The organism is Wolbachia endosymbiont of Dirofilaria (Dirofilaria) immitis, assembly GCF_013365455.1.
In the GTDB taxonomy this organism is placed as follows: domain Bacteria; phylum Pseudomonadota; class Alphaproteobacteria; order Rickettsiales; family Anaplasmataceae; genus Wolbachia.
This window is the reverse complement of record NZ_CP046578.1, coordinates 233,118-252,512: the sequence shown is the minus strand read 5'-3', so window position 1 is coordinate 252,512 and position 19,395 is coordinate 233,118. Positions and strand designations below refer to the sequence as shown.

General features: G+C 32.5%; 18 protein-coding genes and 1 tRNA gene. 6 read left to right on the top strand and 13 right to left on the bottom strand.

The genetic code is table 11. The annotated features are described in order from the left end of the window. Nucleotides 1–96 precede the first annotated feature (96 nt). Entirely contained in the window at nucleotides 97–696 is a 600-nt protein-coding gene (locus GOY12_RS00940; protein WP_175818215.1) for a peroxiredoxin, read from the top strand. Further along, nucleotides 693–1,652 (top strand): thioredoxin-disulfide reductase, encoded by a 960-nt coding sequence (gene trxB / locus GOY12_RS00935; RefSeq protein WP_246214392.1) that lies wholly within the window; start codon nucleotides 693–695, stop codon nucleotides 1,650–1,652. The genes GOY12_RS00940 and trxB overlap by 4 nt, the downstream gene beginning before the upstream one ends. A gap of 925 nt (nucleotides 1,653–2,577) precedes the next feature. On the opposite strand, the gene GOY12_RS00930 is transcribed toward trxB, so the two are convergent. Genes GOY12_RS00930 through GOY12_RS00920 form a run of 3 tightly spaced genes read right to left on the bottom strand, consistent with a single transcriptional unit; the run spans nucleotide 2,578 to nucleotide 5,991 of the window. Next, the gene (locus GOY12_RS00930; protein WP_175818214.1) at nucleotides 2,578–3,498 is read right to left on the bottom strand and encodes a tyrosine-type recombinase/integrase; all 921 of its coding nucleotides are present in this window, start codon (nucleotides 3,496–3,498) and stop codon (nucleotides 2,578–2,580) included. A gap of 2 nt (nucleotides 3,499–3,500) precedes the next feature. Next, entirely contained in the window at nucleotides 3,501–4,889 is a 1,389-nt protein-coding gene (gene lpdA, locus GOY12_RS00925; protein WP_175818213.1) for a dihydrolipoyl dehydrogenase, read from the bottom strand. Next, nucleotides 4,876–5,991 (bottom strand): outer membrane protein assembly factor BamB family protein, encoded by a 1,116-nt coding sequence (locus GOY12_RS00920; protein ID WP_175818212.1) that lies wholly within the window; start codon nucleotides 5,989–5,991, stop codon nucleotides 4,876–4,878. The genes lpdA and GOY12_RS00920 overlap by 14 nt, the downstream gene beginning before the upstream one ends. 719 nt (nucleotides 5,992–6,710) lie before the next feature. Here GOY12_RS00920 and GOY12_RS00915 point away from each other — a divergent pair. Continuing rightward, nucleotides 6,711–7,418, top strand: coding sequence for a pyridoxine 5'-phosphate synthase (locus tag GOY12_RS00915; protein ID WP_175818211.1), 708 nt, complete (start codon nucleotides 6,711–6,713; stop codon nucleotides 7,416–7,418). Here the strand turns inward: GOY12_RS00915 and GOY12_RS00910 are convergent. From GOY12_RS00910 to rplM, 3 genes are all read right to left on the bottom strand, one after another. Continuing rightward, on the bottom strand, nucleotides 7,411–7,722 hold the full coding sequence (locus GOY12_RS00910) for an HU family DNA-binding protein (RefSeq protein ID WP_175818210.1): 312 nt from the start codon (nucleotides 7,720–7,722) through the stop codon (nucleotides 7,411–7,413). The two genes, GOY12_RS00915 and GOY12_RS00910, sit on opposite strands and share 8 nt — an antisense overlap. A gap of 146 nt (nucleotides 7,723–7,868) precedes the next feature. Then, nucleotides 7,869–8,315, bottom strand: a complete 447-nt coding sequence (gene rpsI / locus GOY12_RS00905; RefSeq protein ID WP_175818209.1) for a 30S ribosomal protein S9 — start codon at nucleotides 8,313–8,315, stop codon at nucleotides 7,869–7,871. Nucleotides 8,316–8,325: 10 nt separating this feature from the next. Beyond that, nucleotides 8,326–8,784 (bottom strand): 50S ribosomal protein L13, encoded by a 459-nt coding sequence (rplM, locus tag GOY12_RS00900; protein ID WP_175818208.1) that lies wholly within the window; start codon nucleotides 8,782–8,784, stop codon nucleotides 8,326–8,328. Nucleotides 8,785–8,916: 132 nt separating this feature from the next. Between rplM and GOY12_RS00895 the strand changes: the two genes are divergently transcribed. Both GOY12_RS00895 and GOY12_RS00890 read left to right on the top strand, forming a co-directional pair. Continuing rightward, nucleotides 8,917–10,155: a TolC family protein gene (locus GOY12_RS00895; protein ID WP_175818207.1), complete on the top strand. Its 1,239-nt coding sequence runs from the start codon at nucleotides 8,917–8,919 to the stop codon at nucleotides 10,153–10,155. A gap of 593 nt (nucleotides 10,156–10,748) precedes the next feature. Continuing rightward, complete coding sequence (locus GOY12_RS00890) at nucleotides 10,749–11,384, top strand: RlmE family RNA methyltransferase (RefSeq protein ID WP_175818695.1); 636 nt, start codon at nucleotides 10,749–10,751, stop codon at nucleotides 11,382–11,384. A gap of 11 nt (nucleotides 11,385–11,395) precedes the next feature. On the opposite strand, the gene GOY12_RS00885 is transcribed toward GOY12_RS00890, so the two are convergent. Continuing rightward, on the bottom strand, nucleotides 11,396–12,043 hold the full coding sequence (locus GOY12_RS00885) for a heme exporter protein CcmB (protein WP_175818206.1): 648 nt from the start codon (nucleotides 12,041–12,043) through the stop codon (nucleotides 11,396–11,398). 106 nt (nucleotides 12,044–12,149) lie between these two features. Here GOY12_RS00885 and GOY12_RS00880 point away from each other — a divergent pair, with 106 nt between their 5' ends. Continuing rightward, the gene (locus tag GOY12_RS00880) at nucleotides 12,150–12,533 is read left to right on the top strand and encodes a TraR/DksA family transcriptional regulator (protein ID WP_175818205.1); all 384 of its coding nucleotides are present in this window, start codon (nucleotides 12,150–12,152) and stop codon (nucleotides 12,531–12,533) included. A 25-nt stretch (nucleotides 12,534–12,558) separates the two neighbouring features. Here GOY12_RS00880 and gmk read toward each other — a convergent pair whose 3' ends face one another. The 6 genes from gmk to GOY12_RS00850 all read right to left on the bottom strand — a co-directional run bounded on the left by gmk (nucleotide 12,559) and on the right by GOY12_RS00850 (nucleotide 18,184). Then, on the bottom strand, nucleotides 12,559–13,155 hold the full coding sequence (gmk, locus tag GOY12_RS00875; protein ID WP_175818204.1) for a guanylate kinase: 597 nt from the start codon (nucleotides 13,153–13,155) through the stop codon (nucleotides 12,559–12,561). A gap of 46 nt (nucleotides 13,156–13,201) precedes the next feature. After that, nucleotides 13,202–14,998, bottom strand: coding sequence for a pentapeptide repeat-containing protein (locus GOY12_RS00870; RefSeq protein ID WP_175818694.1), 1,797 nt, complete (start codon nucleotides 14,996–14,998; stop codon nucleotides 13,202–13,204). Nucleotides 14,999–15,059: 61 nt separating this feature from the next. Continuing rightward, nucleotides 15,060–16,202, bottom strand: coding sequence for an ankyrin repeat domain-containing protein (locus GOY12_RS00865; RefSeq protein WP_369406211.1), 1,143 nt, complete (start codon nucleotides 16,200–16,202; stop codon nucleotides 15,060–15,062). 624 nt (nucleotides 16,203–16,826) lie between these two features. Then, nucleotides 16,827–16,917: transfer RNA gene (locus tag GOY12_RS00860), tRNA-Ser, on the bottom strand. A gap of 121 nt (nucleotides 16,918–17,038) precedes the next feature. Next, nucleotides 17,039–17,545, bottom strand: a complete 507-nt coding sequence (ppa, locus tag GOY12_RS00855; protein WP_175818203.1) for an inorganic diphosphatase — start codon at nucleotides 17,543–17,545, stop codon at nucleotides 17,039–17,041. A gap of 90 nt (nucleotides 17,546–17,635) precedes the next feature. Beyond that, the gene (locus GOY12_RS00850; RefSeq protein WP_175818202.1) at nucleotides 17,636–18,184 is read right to left on the bottom strand and encodes a demethoxyubiquinone hydroxylase family protein; all 549 of its coding nucleotides are present in this window, start codon (nucleotides 18,182–18,184) and stop codon (nucleotides 17,636–17,638) included. Nucleotides 18,185–19,395 lie beyond the last annotated feature (1,211 nt).

Here is a 19,395-nt window from a genome sequence, read left to right as displayed (position 1 = left end):
GGAATAACTAATTAGAAAAATCCTTAAGAAAAGAAGACTTGCATGTAAATTCATCATGCTATAAAGTTATAGTTGTTTAAAATAAAGAGGTTAGTTATGAATCTTGTAACAAAATCTGCTGTTGATTTTATCGCCCCTGCTGTTCTCTCTGATGGGGAAATAGTTGATGATTTCTGTCTAAGCAAGCATGTAAAAGATAAATACGCTGTCCTTTTTTTCTATCCACTCGATTTTACTTTTGTTTGTCCAACTGAATTGATATCATTTAGTAATAAAATAGAGGACTTTTCAAAACGTGGTGCCGAAGTCATAGGAGTAAGTGTAGATTCAAAATTCTCACATTGTAAATGGCGAGAGACTTTAGTCAATGATGGTGGTATCGGAGAGGTTAGCTATACTTTGGTTTCTGATATCAAAAAGTCTATATCAAGAGACTATGGAGTATTATACGATAACTCAATTGCACTGAGAGCTACCTTTATTATTGATGATGAGTTTATTATACGTCATCAATCTGTAAATGATCTACCTTTAGGACGCAATATCAATGAATTCATTAGAATCATTGACGCAGTCAAGCATAACAAAGAGTACGGTGAAGTATGTCCAGCTGGGTGGAAGAAAGGCAAGCCAGCAATACAAGCAAGTAACGAAGGTATAGCTGACTACTTAAATTCATACAGTGAAGAATTATGATGAAGCCATTTAATACAAAAGTTCTTATTATCGGATCTGGAGTAGCTGGTTACGCTGCTGCTATATATGCAGCGCGTGCAAATCTAGAGCCAATTGTAGTAACAGGGATGCAACCTGGTGGTCAGCTTATGATTACTACAGGTGTTGAAAATTATCCTGGCTTTATTTCAATACAAGGACCAAAGCTCATGGAGCAAAAAAGATTACATGCAGAGAAAGTTGGTGCGAAAATAGTAGACGATGAAATAAAGAGTATTGAACAACTTGAAGGCTCTAATGAATATAGATTTAAGTCCTTTGGTAACACTAATAGTTACTATTCAGGTACAGTTATAATTGCATCTGGCGCACAAGCTAAATGGCTTGGTCTCAAGAGTGAAAAAGATTTTCAAGGGTATGGAGTTTCAGCCTGTGCAACTTGTGATGGTGCATTCTTTAGAAATAAAGTCGTAGCTGTGATTGGTGGCGGGAATACCTCTGCTGAAGAAGCAATATTTTTAACCCAATTTGCCAAAGAAGTTATAATAATACACAGGCGCAATAAATTAAGAGCAGAAAAGATAATGCAAGACAGGCTCTTCAAAAAAGATAAGGTAAAAGTAATGTGGAATCATACTGTAGAACAAATTCTTGGAGAAGAAAACCCAAAAAAAGTTACTGGTATTATAATAAAATCAACAGAGACTAACAAAATACAAAAATTGAAAGTAGATGGAGTGTTTATTGCAATTGGGCATACACCAAATACAGGTATTTTAAAAGGCTTTGTTGAAATGGATCAGCAGGGCTACGTAATCACAAGGCCTGGTACAACTATAACTAGCAGAGCAGGGGTGTTTGCTGCAGGTGATGTCCAAGACAAGGTGTACCGGCAGGCAGTAGTCGCAGCAGGCACAGGGTGTATGGCTGCGCTTGATGCAGAAAAATTCCTAGAATGCATAAGCGTAAAGAGTTAAAAAACAGGAAATGTGAGAAGCAGTTCTTCATTAAAAAGAAAGAGGAGTTTATCACTATTTTCTTTTTTTACTGTATAGTAGTAATAAATTATTGAGGGACTCAACATGCTTAATATAAAAAATATCCTTTTTTTCAATCAGAGAAACAGAATCATATGAAAGGAGCAGGGCCAAGCACTACTAATACAACATGTTTGACTAGAAGATGTGAAATCATTTTTAACGTCTATTACCATCAGTAGTAAGTGACGAATTATTACATTGGAGAAAAGGATATCCAATATTAGTACTAAAGGTAAATAAGTTACATATTGTAGAGCACTACGTTACACTAACGGCTTTCACAACATTATATTTTTAGTGTTCAGGCCAATAGCTAGCATATGTGAAGATACAGCTTTTATGTATTGCCTACCAAACTAAAGCTAGAGATAGCAAAAACATTACTTATACATCTCAGATATTAAAACTGGTATTAGAAACTGCAAAAATGAAAGCTCTAAAAGTTATACTGTAAGAGGATTTAAGCACAAATAAAATTAGAATTTAAACAAGAAGGGAAAAATTATTGTCTACTCTTCCCAATAGAAAGATTAGCCTAGCAAAAGTGTTATTTAGGAAAAAGTTTATTGAGCAGGAGTTCATTGGAAAAATCTTGCTCGACCTGAGCTTTGATAAGTAAAGGCGTATTAAACTCTTAGTGCATAAGAAGATGCTATAGAACAAACATTTGGCAGGCAAGGGCTATAGGTGAAGAACGCACTATTGGTGTATGTTTAACATAAAATAATTATCTAGAAATAAGTACCTCTCTTAACAGCATTGGCATTGGTTCTTTTTCTAAAATAGAATGCTTTTTTATATAAAATGAGTAAACGTAAGACCTAGCAGTGCCACTGACAGTTTTTGAGCTACAAGGTTTCTTTTATTTCTTTTCCAAACTCCACCGAGTATCTTTATACATATTAAAAATATCCTGATAATTTAGGTAAGTATAGATTTGAGTAGTTCCAAGATTTGAATGGCCAAGGAGTTGCTGTATTAACCTTATGTCAATGCTCTCTTGAAGCAAATGAGTAGCACAACTATGGCGAAATGCATGTGGGGACAAGATTTCTGGCAAACTTAACATTCTTCTTATTTTTTGCAGACGATTAGCGAAATAAGTTCTTTTCAATTTTTTTCCTCTTATTCCCATAAAGAGATATTGCGTTTCATTATTAACACTAAGATAAGGACAAGCTTCCATATACTCTTGTATACACTTTTTTATTACTGGAAGAATAAATAACTGCCTTTGTTTATTCCCTTTACCTATAATTGTTAAACTTTTACTATTGATATCACCAACCTTAAGATCCAATGCTTCACTAATTCTTAACCCTGCACCATACAGTAGAACAATAATCGCAATTTCTCTTTTTACCACCCAAGGTTCACCTAGATTAGACAATCTCGTTCCTTTTATTAAAGTTTTTATGTCAGATATTGATAATGCTTTTGGTAAAGTCCTTTTCTGAATTGGTCTAGATAAGGAGAATACGTCCTCATTATTTACTCCATAATTGTTTTTTATGTACCTGAAAAAATTTCTGATTACTGACAATGCACGAGCGTTCGACCTAGCATTCACACCTCTTGCATAACGAAAGCTAAGCCAACTTCTAAGCTCAAACACACTCAATCTTTCCAAAGAGCCAATGTTAGCTTCTCCTCCAATGTGAGTGCTAAGAAAATTCATCATATCTTTTAGGTCTCTCACATACGATTCCAAGGTGTTAAGTGAATAAGACCTATTGCATTTCAGCCACTCATGCCAATTCTTAATGATTGAACCTAAGTTCACAGTCACTTCTTAAAGAAGGCATCAGTGCATGCGTCCCGGAAAGCTTCATTCACATCAGGATGAGAGTGACAAATTCTATATATATCCTCTGCTGCTGCACCATATGCCATTGCAACTGCTGCTTCATTAATTAGTGTATCAGCATATGCCCCTATGATATGCACACCTAATATTGTATCTGTCCTACTGCAAGTTAGTACTTTTACAAATCCTTCAGCATCATCAATAATTTTCGCCCTGCCGTTTGCAGCAAATTGACATTTACCAATTTTATACTTTTGACCAGCTCTTTTGAGTTCCTCTTCAGTTTTGCCGATTGAAGAAACTGCAGGATGGGTATAAATGACAGATGGCATAATTTCATAATCAACATGAGGTGACTGACCTGCTATTATTTCTGCAACCGCCATTCCTTCCTCTTCCGCCTTATGAGCAAGCATTGTCCCACCAATTACATCACCAATAGCAAATATTCCTTTTATATTGGTTTCATATCTATTGTTAACTCGAATAAAGCCACGGCTATCCTTCTCTATTCTACCGTCAATATTAAGACCATCAGTATATGGTTTACGACCTACTGCAATAAGCACCTTATCTGCCTCTATAGTACTTATTTGGCTATTTTGAATAGAACAAATTTTCAAACTTAAAGAATTACTACTTTGGTTTATCTCCTCAACTTTAGTGCTAAGTAAAAACTCTATTCCCTGTTTTTGTAAACTGAAAAATAGAGACTTGCTCAATTCCACATCCATCACTGTAGCAATCCTATCAAGAGACTCCACTATAGTAACTTCAGACCCTAGTCTTTTCCATATAGAAGACATTTCAAGTCCTATTGCTCCGGCTCCAACTATAACAAGCCTTCTTGGCACTTCAGTTAGAGACAATGCACCAGCAGATGAAATAATGTTTTTCTCATCAATACTAATTCTTGGCAAGGAATTAACATCAGAACCGGTTGCAATTACTATATTTTTTGTTTTCAGCGTCTTGCCTTCAACCGAAACTTCAAGGCTGCCTTGATCAAAAGAAGTAATTTTCGCAAGTCCATTGATTTTAGTAATTTTATGAAGGTTAAAAAGATACCCTATCCCTTGCCCCAATTCCTCAACTCTAAAATCCTTATACTTTAACATTTTTTCTAGATTAAAGCTCACATCCTTGACTTTTATGCCAAGTTTTGACAAATCGTTTTTCGCGTGGGCATATTGGTAAGAAGAATAAAGCAATGCCTTAGAAGGTATACACCCAACTCGCAAACATGTGCCACCAAAAATGCTATTTTTATCTATACAGGCAACCTTTAACCCAAGCTTTGCAGCCACAATGGCACATTTATAACCGCCTGGACCACCACCTATAACAATTAAATCATGATTCATCATAAAAAATAAACCTATTTTCTAAAGAAAAAACACCACTTCCTTCAGTTGTTATATATATCTTATCACGAACGAATACTGGAGCATGAAACACATTACCAGGTATTTTAATTGTCTTCCCTGTACTTTCAGACTCAGAAAAAGCAAACATTAAGCCTTTATTGCCTATTACCCATAACATATGGGCGTGCATAACTAAAGCAAACAATTGTGTATTTTTTATTGAATCAAATGTCCAGACTGTTTCTCCATTTTGGATATTAATACCAATTATTCTATTATCTCGAGTAATCATAAAAATCCTACCACTGGCTCCTCGTTCCTTTGCAGAGACAGGAGAATTACAATATGATATAATATTTGATATACTTTTTATTTGCAGCGGCTTTGACCATAAAATATTTCCTGATTTTACATCAATACCATAAATATAAGAACTATTTGTAGCAATTAAAATATCACCAAGTATTCCTGGTGTGGTAGTTACATCTGTAAGCTGTGTATCTAAAAAGCTTGCAGCCAATTTCTGACTCCATAACTTTTTACCACCTTCATCGAAAGCTATTAGTTCACCATTTGAAAACGGTGCTATTATTTTATCATCAGAAACTGCAGGTGATATAGAGTATAAACCCCGAATCTCATTAACTCCATTTTGGTGGGCCCAAATTAGGCTACCGTCTTTCATATTAATAGCATATAGATAATTATCAATGGTTAACACTATCAATTTGTTATGTACTACTACTGCTTTCCCTCTTACTGGAGCCCTCAGTTCCTTTTTCCATTGAATCTCACCAGTTTTCGCATCTATTACGTACAGAATGTTATTTACTATAAAAAAAATATTTCCTCCATGATGCGATAGGCTCATGTTACCAATTTTTTCCTTGCGTGAAAGGTGCAATTTCCAATTTACAACCCTTGAATTATTAACATCAAAAGAATATAAAGTACCGTGCTTATCTACTAAAACAATGCTACTTTCTACAAGTACTGGAGCCACACATCCTTGGGATAATCTTTTATCTACTATATCTATTCGTTCACTCGCTATTGTGTAACTGCTACACAACAATACCACTACGATAATCACTATTTTCATTACTTATTGAATAAAAGTTTATTAATATACATACTAGAAACTCTAATCACAACGAAAATGTTTTTCACTGTATTTTATAAGAATTAACTTATGAAAGAAACATTATCTTTCACATAAAAACACTCCTAACACAACAGAATAACAACTAATTTAAAGTTATTGATAAACTCAGTCACTCTAACTTATGTTATTTTCAAAAAATGAAAATAATCCTTTATTATTAAATAATACCATCTATTAGATCTCCTAAAACCTGATCTTTGATCATAAATATCAAGAAGTTTACTAAGTGAAAAAAGGCAAAAGAAACCTTGTCAGTATCTATTTTTAGTATTGGTGCCTTTTTAGGCTAAACGCTGCAATTCAAGCGCAACTCTTAAAATATAAACAGAGGTCCTTAGCTTAAGTGCTAGAAAACTTATTAGCAGAAAAAAATAAAAAAACACGAAGTAGATAATTATTTACCCTGACCCTGTAATTTGTATTTACACTGCCCTTCATAAGCGTGCTTCAGCTTAAAAAAAGCTAGAAACCTAGATAAAATTAATAAAAATATAAAGTAAATATATAAAAACTAAATATAAGACGTTAATTACATAATACTTATATTACTCAAATCTTATACAGATTACTAAATAGCTTAGACATTGCTCAGTTAGATAATGACTATGTAAAAGACCTAATACTATGTATAATCTATAAATAATTTTTGAGGTGATATGAAACTAGGTGTTAACATCGACCATGTTGCAACTCTTCGCAATGTACGAGGAACTTCTTATCCAGATTTATTAAAAGCAGCAGAAATAGCTATTGACGCTGGAGCAGACTTTATCACTGTTCACTTACGAGAAGACAGAAGACACATTAAGGATGAAGATGTATTTAACCTAAAAAAAAACATTAAAACTGAACTCAATCTTGAAATTGCAGCCACAGAAGAAATGCTTGAAATAGCAAAAAAGGTAAAACCCTACTCAATTAATATTGTACCAGAAAAAAGAGAAGAATTAACAACAGAAGGTGGTCTAAATATAATTAACATGTATAACAAACTTTCTAGCATAATAAAAGAGATGCATAGCACTGGTATAAAGGTTTCACTGTTTATCAATCCAAGCATCAATCAATTAAAATACCTTGAGAAACTAGAAAAAAAGCCTGATATAATAGAAATTCACACAGGAGACTATTGCGACAATTCATCAGAGGAAAAATTACAATTAATCACTCACGCTGCAGAGTATATAAATAAGCTAAAAATAGAGTGCCATGCAGGACATGGCATAACCTGCACACATGCTAAAAGAATAAAAGAAATACCTCACATCTTAGCTCTCAACATAGGTCACTTTTTAATCAGTGAAGCTATATTTTACAGCTTACACAGCACAGTAAAAACAATGAAAATGATAATATCTAACTAACTACTCCTTCTTCCTTTTCATTTAAAAGACCTAAAAGGGTCTGACTTGCTTTAAATCTTACTCTTATCTTCTCAGGAACAGTCATAATCCTACCATTTTGAGGATTACGACATTGTTTCTTCCGACTTACAGCAGTAGATAATGTACCTAACTTATGTAGACGTACCTTACCTATCCTCTTTAAGTCACCTTTTATTCTTTTTATCCACGCGTCATAAATTTTGCCTAAATTTAACATTGTTATGTCTATACCCTGATTAGACAAATCCTCATGCATTTGTTTTACTATACTTTCCTTGCTCATAAATTACCTTAATATTGAAAAAATTACACAAACAGCATATTCAGTTCACACTGATAGTCAACCAAATTTATCGCGGAAATTAGGGTATATCATACACTTTCTCAAATACTTGTATAACGCTTACAAAAAGCATCGCTAAAGAATAACTACCTCTTAGAAAATTGGCATTTTTTACGAGCTTTGTGCTGACCATACTTCTTACGTTCAACAACACGTGAATCTCGCGTCAAGAACCCCTTACTACGTAACATGGAATGTAAGCCTTGGCTTATTTTGCTTAAAGCTCTACTTATCCCATGGGATAAAGCACCAGCTTGACTAGATAATCCTCCACCTTTCACAGTTGCAAATATATCATATTTATCCAACACAGACGTTATAATAAGTGGCATCCTTACCGTTTTGCATACTGATTCCCTCTTAAAGTAAGAGAATAACTCATTTTTCCGATTAACACTAAACTTTCCATTACCTGGCTTTACCCATACTCTTGCTACAGATTCCTTCCTTCGCCCCGTAGCATATAAACGTCCTAGTGAATCAATTACTGGCTTAATTACTCCTTTTGATTTATTTATCACACGATTTTGCATCTTTACTCCATTATTTTCTATTCTTTCGATTTAAAGAAGCAAAATCTATCTTCTCAGGTTGCTGTCCTTGATGCTTATGTTTTGGACCAGAGTAGACATATAAATTTCTAAAACGTTTGCGTGCCATGGGACCATCATCAAGCATCCTTCTTACTGCTACTTCTATTACACGCTCAGGAAATTTACCATTCAGAATATTATCTGGAGTAGTTTTTTTCAAACCACCAGGATAACCTGTATATTTATAGTAAATTTTCTCTTTAAGCTTCTTTCCAGTAAAACACACCTTTTCTGCATTAATAATAATTATATTATCACCACAATCCATATGAGGTGTATATTCAGGTTTATGTTTTCCACGCAATAGTGTTGCTACAAATGCCGCAAGTCTTCCTACTGTTAACCTATCTGCATCTATAATAAACCACTTTTTATTGATTTGTTTTTCTTTTAAAAAAAAAGTCTTCATAACTCTAACTCACAATAGTATGTCATGATATATCTAACCCTGAAACAAAGTCAACAACATTAGTTATTGATTATCAAAGCAATCTGTGCTAACAACTTAGCTGCATAGCCTAATATCAGATATAGGAGTAGAATGTTTCAGTTTATTATTATTACACTTATGGCCGTTTTTAATACTACAAGTTGCTATGCAATCGATATTGAAGAAGCTATAAGTAAAGCCATTAAAAATAGTTCAAAGCTAAAATCTCAATTCTACCAATATAAAAGCGCAGAAAAACAACTAAAGTCTTCCGGATTAGCTGGTTTCTTGCCAGATATTAATTTGCAGTATAACTTTGATAGTAATTTTAATCTTTATAACAATAAACATAATTTACCTGGAAAACGCCTAACATTGAGTCAAAGAATAATAGGCGGTGGCAGTGCTTTTGCCACATTCAGCCAATCAAGTCATCTTCTCAAAGCAGAAAAGATACAGTTTCAACAATCAAAGCAAGAGGTCGCACTTAACGCCGTAAAAGTATACGTTGATGTCCTAAGAAGGACAGCAATATTAAAATTGAAAGAGCATAAAGAACGTGTTTCTTTAGAAAACTTGTCTTCAATAAAAAAGCGCCTTTCTCTTGGAGAGGTTACCAACGCTGAAGTTCTGCTAGCAAAAGCAAAATTTTCATCTTCAGTGCTGGAAAGAGTTGATGCTGAAGGTAAGCTAAAATTAGCAAATATTGCTTACTTTCACTTAATTGGCGAGAATCCTAATGAACTCTCTGAAGCTAATGATAAATTACCCTATGTTCCGGAACTAAACGAATGTTTACAGCTAGCAAAAACCAATAACTTATCTTTAAAAGCAGCAGTTTATAAAAAAAGGGCAGCCAGAATGGCAGCAATTGCTGAAACTTCTAAGTGGCTACCCTCCTTAAATCTCAATGCAAGTAAAAATTTAAATGAAAGCGTTAGTCTTGATACACTTTTAGGTACTACCAGTATTACCTTTACTCTCGATGTCCCAATCTTTAAAAGAGGAATTAATACTTTTAATATAAGCAAAGCTAGAATGAATGCAAAAAAATCTGTTTATGATTATTATGAGACAGTAAAAAATATAGAAAGAGAAGTTACAAACGCTTGGAATAACGTTCTAACAGCAAAAGCTATGATCAAAGCAAGTCAAAAAGCTGAAAAAGCAGCAGCTCTAGCACTGGAAGGGGTCGAGCAAGAAGTTAACCTAAATTTAAAAAGCACAACTGAATTTTTGAACACTAAGGATACATTATTAAAAGCACGTTCGGATTTAGTTGAAGCAAAAGGTAATTATATAATCAGCATTTACAAGTTGCTTTTTGCAATAAACAGCATAAATCTCTAAATTTAATGGCATTAGCATTATGACGGTGAATGAAAAACAGTCTGAAAAGATATTCTGGGAAACATAAAAAAAGTTACACCTAATAAAAATGCATGTGATAATAAAGTAGAATTAGAGAAAGAAGATAATGATGTTTTCTGCACCTTTAAGAAAAACATTCAGAAAATTTAGAAGAAGGTAGCAAAGAGGAAAATAGGAAAATGACAGGAGAAAAGATATCGATAATGACAACTAGAGCAAAGAAATATTTATAATAATACTAAACTCAATGAGTATAATCACGATTTAAAAAAGGAAAAGACGTTTGCCTGCAGTATAATACTAAAATTAGTAATAATGAAATAGATAACAAAAATTCACAAGCACAAAATAATAACTGGTTAGTTTTAATATAGAAGAGATTAAAGAGCTACTTAAAAAGTAGCAAAACAAACCTAACATTAAAGAGTTATAAGTTATATCTCTTCTAAAACCCAAGTTACTAGAATAACTAAATAAGTACTTGTATACACTAGCGAAAGAAGTAGTCAAAAAAGAGCTAAAAGTTATAATCAATAAAGTGATTCTTACAGGTATCAACAATAAAAACTAGAATAAAGACAGCTAGAGGTCGAAAATTATCTTCAACTAGGTGGTTATATCGTCATTTAAATGATAAGTATGTACAAAAAACTAGTAAGGATGGTTACAGGTCGCGCTCAGCATATAAGTTGATAGAAATAGATAATAAGTTTAAATTATTCCAAAAAGGGCAAAAAATTATTGATCTTGGTGCTTCTCCTGGTGGGTGGTCACAAGTTGCATCTCAGAAAGGAGCTAATGTAGTTGCAATTGACATAAGGCCAGTAAATTTAATCAATGGAGTGGAACATATGCAATACGATATTATAAACGATCTTGAAATTTTAAAGGAAAAATTTAAAGGTCAGAAGTTTGACGTAATTTTATCTGATATGGCTCCAAAATCTTGTGGCATAAAATCATTGGACCATATCAGAATTATGCTTTTATGCAAAGCAGCACTGAACCTTGCAAAGCATTTCCTAAATTATGGTGGTAAGTTTGTAGTAAAAATCTTCCAAGGAGAATCTGATAGGGATTTTTGTAATGAGTTAAAAAAAATGTTTAAAACAGCAAAATACTTCAAACCAAGATCAAGCAGATCTGAATCTACAGAAATATATTTAATAAGTTTAGACTTTACCAGTAGTGGACCTTCTATAGAGTAACAACAAGCTTCCTAATCCTGCTCTACAGCAAATTTTAATGCCATATGGGTAGCTATAGCACTATTAACCAACAGAATGGTAAAAACTAAAGCAGTAATAAGTAATATATGAGCATTCAAAGATAAACCTTCAAACTGAATCAGTAATTTAAAGTACACAAAAGCTGGCATTATAACTGGCAAAACAAGAATTTGTGGCATTCCTGATGTTAAGTTATTTCGACCAATCATTAATGCACTTCCAGTAGCTGAAATGTTAATTACTATTAACATATTGAGTAATAAAGATAAACCAGTTATTATTGAATATTCAATACCATTATCTAGAATTACAAAATTAAATATGGAGGAAATTACTGAAATCGGTACCCCAAACAATATCCAGTGAGCAAAAATCTTATAAGCAATGATAAACTTAGAGGAAAGTGGCTGTATGAAAATTTGTTCCAATATTCCATCATGGTAATCAGAAGCAAATAAATTACCTGTAGAAATTTGCAGAGCAAATGTAGCACATATCCATATTAATGCCAACATGATTTCTTGTTCACTGTTATTTCCAAGTGTAAATGAAGATAAGCTTAACATAACAATAAATGTACATATTATATAGATAAAATCACTATTACTTATCACCAACTTTTTTATTGAACTGATCATATTAGGCTTTTAAATATTTATTATAAATTATGATGTTTACTTTGAGATAGTATAATTTCTTATTCATAAATTATACAAATTTTATTATTTAATAAATAATATAATTATGAAAGAGTTACCAAAAATAAAATTACCAGAAGATTATATTCCTTCAGAGGACGAAGAATACATGAACGTGAAGCAGTTGGAATATTTCAGTTTAAAGTTACAATCAATGCTTGCTGAAATGGAGAAGCAAGAATTAGAAGAAAGTGTATACCATACTGATGAAGATAGTGGAAACGAAAAATTAATTAAGCGCAGAAAAGAGAGAAAAGAAAGAATCAAGGAGGCATTAAAAAAAATAAAGTTGGGTACCTACGGCTATTGTGAAGGAACAGGAGAAGAAATAGGAGCTGAAAGACTTAAAGCCAATCCGCTAGCTATATATTGTATTGAAGAGCAAGAGAAATTAGAAAAAGAAAAGAATATATATAACATTGAAGATTAACTAAAAAATATATTTAATAAACCTGCTAGCTTAGCCTCTTTTTCGATCTTCTAAGCTTTTCTTTCTTCAATATAGAATTTACCTCTTCCACACTTCTATCAATATCATTATTGATTATTATATAATCATATTCACTTCGTTTACTCATCTCTTTTTGAGCTTCAGCTAGTCTATACTCTATTTCATCTATAGTATCAGCATTACGTTTTCGCAAACGCAGCCTAAGCTCTTCCATCGAAGGAGGAAGTATAAAAACGCTCACAACTTTTTCTCTCATAAGTTTAAATAAATGAAACGCTCCTTGCCAATCTATACTAAGTAAAACACTTACCCCACTGCTTAGATTTTGCTTTATAAAATCTTTTGGTATACCATAGAAATTTTCAAAAACCTTAGCGTATTCAAGCATTTGACCAGCTTCGCATAACTCGTGAAACCTCTCCTCCGTAACAAAAAAATAGTCTTTTCCATTTATTTCACCAGAACGAGGTTTACGCGTAGTTACAGAAACAGACCTAACTAAGTTAGTTGATTGATCAAGCAACTTCTCTAGTATAGTAGTTTTTCCAGTTCCAGAAGGAGAAGATAAAACTAATAATATACCATCATCTCTTATAGTCATTCTTTCTTTAAAAAAAAGAAATTCAACAAGAATATCATAAAGTTCCTCATTTACTAAACTCTGAACCTCTCAATATAGCACCCTTCAAATCAGATTTTAAAAAGCTGGAATGATCTAAGTTAGAATCCAATAAATTAGTACCAATTAGAGAAGAATTATGAAAAACAGCATAGCGTAAATCAGTTTTTTCAAGGGTTGCCTTATCCAAATTAACATTTATAAACTTTGCTCTACTCAACATCGAACCAGAAAAATCAGCATTCTTTAGATTCATGTCTTTGAACTCAAAGTAGGCATAATTTACATCAAATCTTTTATTCCGTAATATCTCTTCTTGTAAATCCTTAATCGAGGTTATAGCACTTTCTAAACCTGCAAGCTTTTCCTGCCCTTCGTTATCAATTAAAATTGAATGGTCAAAATTACAATCTACTAAGTGAACATCAGTAACTGAACCTTTGTATATGCTTGAAGAATGGAAAGATGTATTATCAATTGTCGAATTACCAAAATTACTAAGAAAAAAGCCTGTTTTCTTAAAAGCATTATCGCGAAGCAAAGAAGATTCAAAATTATTCTTAACAAAATTTGAATTAGTTACTTTCAGATTAAACCAGCTTGAGCTATCTGCTATTGAATTAAAAAATATTGAGTACTCTATTTCACTAGAATCAATGCTATGGAAAGAGAGTTTACTGTTATAAATTTGAGAACCTTGTACTTTAACCTTGTACATTGAAACTGCAGAAAGGTCTGTATTATTTACCTCTGCAGAGGTAAATAATGAATAGTCAAAAAACGAGCCGCTCATGTTAGAATTTGCAACTTTAGTACTATCAAATTTCCCGTGACGAATATCAGAATCAGAAACATTAACTTGATGTAGTTCACTAGAACTAAAATCAATATTAGATAAATCAGCATCCCAGAGAGTAATATCAGAAGCATACAAATGTTTTATCTTAGAACCATTCAGTATGGATCGGACAAAACTCGAACCATCACTACTTACATAGGAAATTTGTGCATTGCTCAAATTAGTCATATTAAAGTTACTATCGATTATAATAGAAGAATTAAGGTAAACATTAGAAAGATTACTACCCGTAAAATCTGATTCCTTTATTTCCGCACCATATACATTAGCGTTCTCCAATGAGGAAAATTGCACTTTTAATTTATATGAATCCATTCCAAAAAAATCCGCGTTATCAAGACTGCTCCTTTGCACAACAGTATTATCTATTTCACTATCACTAAAGTTTACATAATTAACATTTGAGTCCAATAAGCTAGAAAGATTCATTTTTATATTTGAGAAATTAGTATGTAATCCAGTTATGTTGTGCATTCTCACTCCTTTGAGATCAGAGTTAATAAACTCAGCATAACTAATATCAGACTGACTAAATGTAACATCCGTCAAATTTGCAGAAACAAATTTTGCAAAACTCAAGTTTGCACCTTCTATTCTTACACCTCGTAAATCAGCATGAGAAAAATTAGCCCCACGCAAATCAGCATTAACAAATGATACACCTGATAAGTCAGCATGAGAAAAATCAGCACCAATTAAACTGACTCCATCAAAAACGGATCTATTCAGGTACAATCGACTAAAATTAGCTCCATTTAAAGCAGAACCAAAACCTTTTCCAAAATCTTCCGGTAAACCTTCTCTGTGGCACTTCACCAGAAATTTAGCAAAGCTCTCCTTATTATAAGATAGATATTTCACCTTATGCAAAGCGTTCAAAAAATCACTGACCAGATATTTTTTATTGTTTCCCTCATTTCCATAACACAAATGACCAGCCAAAATCAATACCAACAATCTAACCATCACATTCCAATTCATTACCTTCCTTTATCTTCATAGTCTAATTATATATCTCTAGACTTTCTTAACTGTCTACTTCTTTATGTTCCAAAAAACACGGCATCATTTCAGCAATTGCATTTACCATATCAATCCGTTCTTTTTCAATTGCTATATCAATAGAAGATTTGAGACTATGATTGACCGCTCTAGTATCAGCACCTTGTAACAAGAGAAAACGCACTACATCTATCTCACCTTGCTTAACTGCATAAATTAAAGGGGTATCTCCAAGTTTATTTCTAAACTTCAGTACCTCTTGAACTGTTAATCCAAGCTTTTCTAATTTACTTATTATTCCTCTCAAGCAAATCAAGTTACCCTTTTTGATACAATAAAAAAGCTGCTTACTATAGTCACCAATAAATACAGTTGTTGGAAGATGCTCATTAAGAGTATCATATTGCCGCTTATATATCAACTTATCTTGTGCATTTTTATAATGCCATTCTTTTACTGGTTCTTTGTTTAACCTTGCCCACCTTTGTAAACTACTCTCTTCCTCTCGTTCACCTTTCTCATCCTTTTTAATGATAGGTTCTCCTATATTACAGCCTTCAGCTAATTTTTTCACTCTCTCTTTTCTAACTTGGCCTTCTAACTTTCTTTCTTCTAATAACTTATTTATATTATTTTTCAAACGCTTATTCTTCTCAACATCAACTTTTCTATTAACTTGTAGATCAGTTACGTTTCCACTTAAACCAGTACCTGGAGGAAAAATAAAATTTCTGTTAACTTCCCTATCGACTACACTTGGTAAATTTAGAGCTACCTCATTTTTATCTTCCCTTAACAGATTATTGCTAAAATCCTGTAAATCTTTATTATTCTCCCCTACTTCATTCACAGCCTTTTCAACTACAGAAGCCTCATTCCTATCACGTTGTAGCTCTTCTTTACTCTCCGCTTTTCTAGCTTCGTTATTTTGTATCTTTTCAACACTCAATCCACCAACTTCGCTTTCGAAAGATTCTAGATCGTTACCTTGTTGGGTCACGCTCTCTGGTAAATCTTGCTTTAGATCCTTTTCTATACCTACATCTTCATGTATAGGACTAATTAATCTATCTGCATCAACTTTTTTTTCCTCAAGCTGCTCTACAGCAAATAGGCTTGTCAACCCAAATACACCAAATATTAACGCAAAGCATAAAACAGACTTCATAAATATCCTAAGCATAAGTTTAACTAAAATGATACTACAATCAAATAATTAATCTATAACAAAAAACAAGCATGTAGAGATGAATGGTTATTAAGACGTACAGAATATCTACTTTGCATAAAATGCCTACACAAATAATGCAAAATTAAACGCCATATTATTCTAACCTGCTCATTATCATATTCTCTTTAGGTTTTCTTCTTCTAAAATCTTGTATAACAATTATAATTCTTCTGTTTTCATACCTTAGATCAACACTACTCCTTCTACCTCTAATAAAGCTCTTACTAAATTTGTAGCACCAACTATAGTAGTCGTGTGTATAAATATAACTTTCTCATAGTATTCATTAAGTTAGTTATTTTGTACAGCAAAACAGGTGATTCATATCAAACTACTCTTTCTCCCGCTTTTTAATATATAAGCAAGCCTTTATATTTTTCCAATTATATTACTACTATTTAATCCAATTTTACTATTCACTGAACTAATTATCCCTTCCAGTTCCAACTTACTCAATCCCATAGCTTTTCTCCATTAACAAACAATACAATCTAACTGCCACATACAAATAATGATAAAAATAGATTAACATAGCCAATTATTTATTATGTCAATAGTACACGGAGAGAGAGGGATTCGAACCCTCGATATGACTTTTTAATCATATAACGGTTTAGCAAACCGCCGCCTTTAGCCGCTCGGCCACCTCTCCAAACCTTAAGCTCCAAGTTTACACTATACTATAATACTAAGACTTCACAACCTGTCTAACGCTTTTAAATAGCAACACTTTACACTAACAGCAGAAAATCAATTATATAAAAAGCAAAGCCTTACCTAACAGCATTTCCAATGATCTTTTTAGCTTCTTCCATACCGACCCATTCTCCAACTATTACTGTTTTTCTCTCCTCTAGGTCTTTATAATGTAAAAAGAAATGAGCAATTTTATCTAGCAGGCTTTTAGGTAGATCAGAATAATTTTTCACATTATCATAATAACTATCAACACTAGAAACAGGTATAGCTAGCACTTTCTCATCTTCTCCTTTTTCATCCTTAGTAAGCAGAGCACCTATTAGACGCACTGATATTAAAACACCAGATGCTAAGGGATATTGAGTTAACACCAAAGCATCTACAGGATCACCATCACCTGCACAGGTATTTGGCACAAATCCATAATTACAAGGGTAGGACATTGCAGTAGATAAAAATCTGTCAACTTGTAATAATCCAATTTCCTTATTAAACTCATACTTTACAGGTTTAGCGTTTGCACCTATTTCAATTATTACATTTACTATATCCGATGTTACAGTTATTTTACTCAAATCCATAGACTAATTTTTACTAAGAGTAAACATTATACAATATATACCACCAGTTGCTATATTATACCAGCAAACAAAAATTTACTTGAAAATTAGTCAAATTAACTTAGATAAATAAATAGCAGCTTTACAACTTGTTTTTATAAATAAAGATAAGACATTATAACAAAATGCGTTTTTAGCGTTGTATTCAATTGCAATATCCCTATGTTCTAGCTCTTCATCACGAAATTTACTTATAGTTTCCTTTAATTCTCCATTTTCTAAATGCAAAACTTGCTCTTTGTAGTGCTCTTCGATCACTTCCTCAACTGCAGCAGTACAAGCCATAGCAGCTTTTTTGCCCATAATGGCTGTTACAACACCAAGCGACACTCCTAATACATGCCAAATTGGTAATAAAATAGTAGGACGAATTTTTTGTTCTTTAATTTTTTCACTAAAATAGCGAAAATGCTTCTTTTCTTGTTCTTCCATCTCAATTATTTTGCTGATTATAGAAGATCCTTTAAGAATAAATTTTTGACCAGAATAAATACAAACAGCTCCATATTCCCCAGCATGATTTACTCTAATTGCTTGTTCTAAAAAATTTCCTTTCAATTTTCTAACATTATAGCCTTTTTTTTTCAATATCTCCTCCATTCATTTCTACATCAACATTATTATAAGTAAGCATGTTGTAGAGTAAATAAAACTTTCATGCACAATAACTTCACAAACATTTCATAACCTTTAGCAATTCAAGCTTGACTATAAAACAACTCAATAATCTTTACTAACTACTTTCATCATGATACTGAAGTTATTTAGTTACCTCCAACCTATACAGGTCAATGATAAAAGTACTGCACAGCTAGTATCTCATATCCAATCTTTACACCACATGTATCCCGTACTTTTATTAACCCTACTAAATGATCTAAAGCTCTCAAGACGAGAACATACCTATAGTTATTAAAAATAGTATAAAATACTAATCTGTAGGACCAGAGCAAACAACCATTTATCATAGGACTCCTTCTACCTTTTTCTATTTTAAGAAATTTCTTAACATTTATTATTACACAATTATAAAAGAATATTTATTTCCACACTAAACGGCACGCACTCCAGTACGTAATATTAGAACCTACATTTCTTTTTTTTAGATCTCTCAGTATCTGCTACTTAAATAGCAGCTCTCCGTAGACTAAAATCAAAATGTTTATACAGCTCTAGGCCTAAAATAAGCTTACTTACCATAATTTTTAGATCCTTGTTCTATTACATTACAATTATAGAAACTGACCAGAAGAAATTTAGCTACTGCCAGCAGGAAAAAAGCTTAGGGATAGTAAGAGAATAAGGATGAGTAATTCACAATTAGACCCTATTTTATAGCTTTCTATCACTTCTTTAGCGCTCTTATAATATCTTTATTCCTTTATCTCGGTTCACTTTAAAAGTAAAACCACTAGTGAAGTTAAACTAAATAGCCTAACCTGGCATCATAGCTGCTAAAAAATAATGCAATTACAATTTTTACATTCTTTAATACCTAAAGTTCACTATTAGTGAATTTATCTTTTCTGATTTTTTAACTTCTTGATTATTAGAACAGAAACAACATACAAAGGCACAGAAAGCAATACATCAACTACAGCCACTAGTACCTAAAGCTAATAACTCTCTATTGTCTTTTCAGATTTTTTTATCCTTTTTGCTTTAACAGTTGTTATTACCATAGTCAAATCTATCACATTAGTAATGTGACCACACAAGCAAAGTATTAACATACATAATAATAAAAAAACTTCAAAAACCTAAACCATTATCATTTGAGCACATATATAATCCAAAAACTTTTAAGGTAC

What these genes read in the sequence shown, in the direction of transcription:
- GOY12_RS00880 (WP_175818205.1), top strand. Translation starts at nt 12,150, where the DNA reads ATGAAAGAGTTACCAAAAATAAAATTACCAGAAGATTATATTCCTTCA.
- GOY12_RS00915 (WP_175818211.1), top strand. Translation starts at nt 6,711, where the DNA reads ATGAAACTAGGTGTTAACATCGACCATGTTGCAACTCTTCGCAATGTA.
- GOY12_RS00910 (WP_175818210.1), bottom strand. Translation starts at nt 7,722, where the DNA reads ATGAGCAAGGAAAGTATAGTAAAACAAATGCATGAGGATTTGTCTAAT.
- rplM (WP_175818208.1), bottom strand. Translation starts at nt 8,784, where the DNA reads ATGAAGACTTTTTTTTTAAAAGAAAAACAAATCAATAAAAAGTGGTTT.
- trxB (WP_246214392.1), top strand. Translation starts at nt 693, where the DNA reads ATGATGAAGCCATTTAATACAAAAGTTCTTATTATCGGATCTGGAGTA.
- GOY12_RS00865 (WP_369406211.1), bottom strand. Translation starts at nt 16,202, where the DNA reads ATGAAGTCTGTTTTATGCTTTGCGTTAATATTTGGTGTATTTGGGTTG.
- lpdA (WP_175818213.1), bottom strand. Translation starts at nt 4,889, where the DNA reads ATGATGAATCATGATTTAATTGTTATAGGTGGTGGTCCAGGCGGTTAT.
- GOY12_RS00940 (WP_175818215.1), top strand. Translation starts at nt 97, where the DNA reads ATGAATCTTGTAACAAAATCTGCTGTTGATTTTATCGCCCCTGCTGTT.
- ppa (WP_175818203.1), bottom strand. Translation starts at nt 17,545, where the DNA reads ATGGATTTGAGTAAAATAACTGTAACATCGGATATAGTAAATGTAATA.
- GOY12_RS00850 (WP_175818202.1), bottom strand. Translation starts at nt 18,184, where the DNA reads ATGGAGGAGATATTGAAAAAAAAAGGCTATAATGTTAGAAAATTGAAA.
- GOY12_RS00870 (WP_175818694.1), bottom strand. Translation starts at nt 14,998, where the DNA reads ATGGTTAGATTGTTGGTATTGATTTTGGCTGGTCATTTGTGTTATGGA.
- rpsI (WP_175818209.1), bottom strand. Translation starts at nt 8,315, where the DNA reads ATGCAAAATCGTGTGATAAATAAATCAAAAGGAGTAATTAAGCCAGTA.
- GOY12_RS00885 (WP_175818206.1), bottom strand. Translation starts at nt 12,043, where the DNA reads ATGATCAGTTCAATAAAAAAGTTGGTGATAAGTAATAGTGATTTTATC.
- GOY12_RS00920 (WP_175818212.1), bottom strand. Translation starts at nt 5,991, where the DNA reads ATGAAAATAGTGATTATCGTAGTGGTATTGTTGTGTAGCAGTTACACA.
- gmk (WP_175818204.1), bottom strand. Translation starts at nt 13,155, where the DNA reads ATGACTATAAGAGATGATGGTATATTATTAGTTTTATCTTCTCCTTCT.
- GOY12_RS00895 (WP_175818207.1), top strand. Translation starts at nt 8,917, where the DNA reads ATGTTTCAGTTTATTATTATTACACTTATGGCCGTTTTTAATACTACA.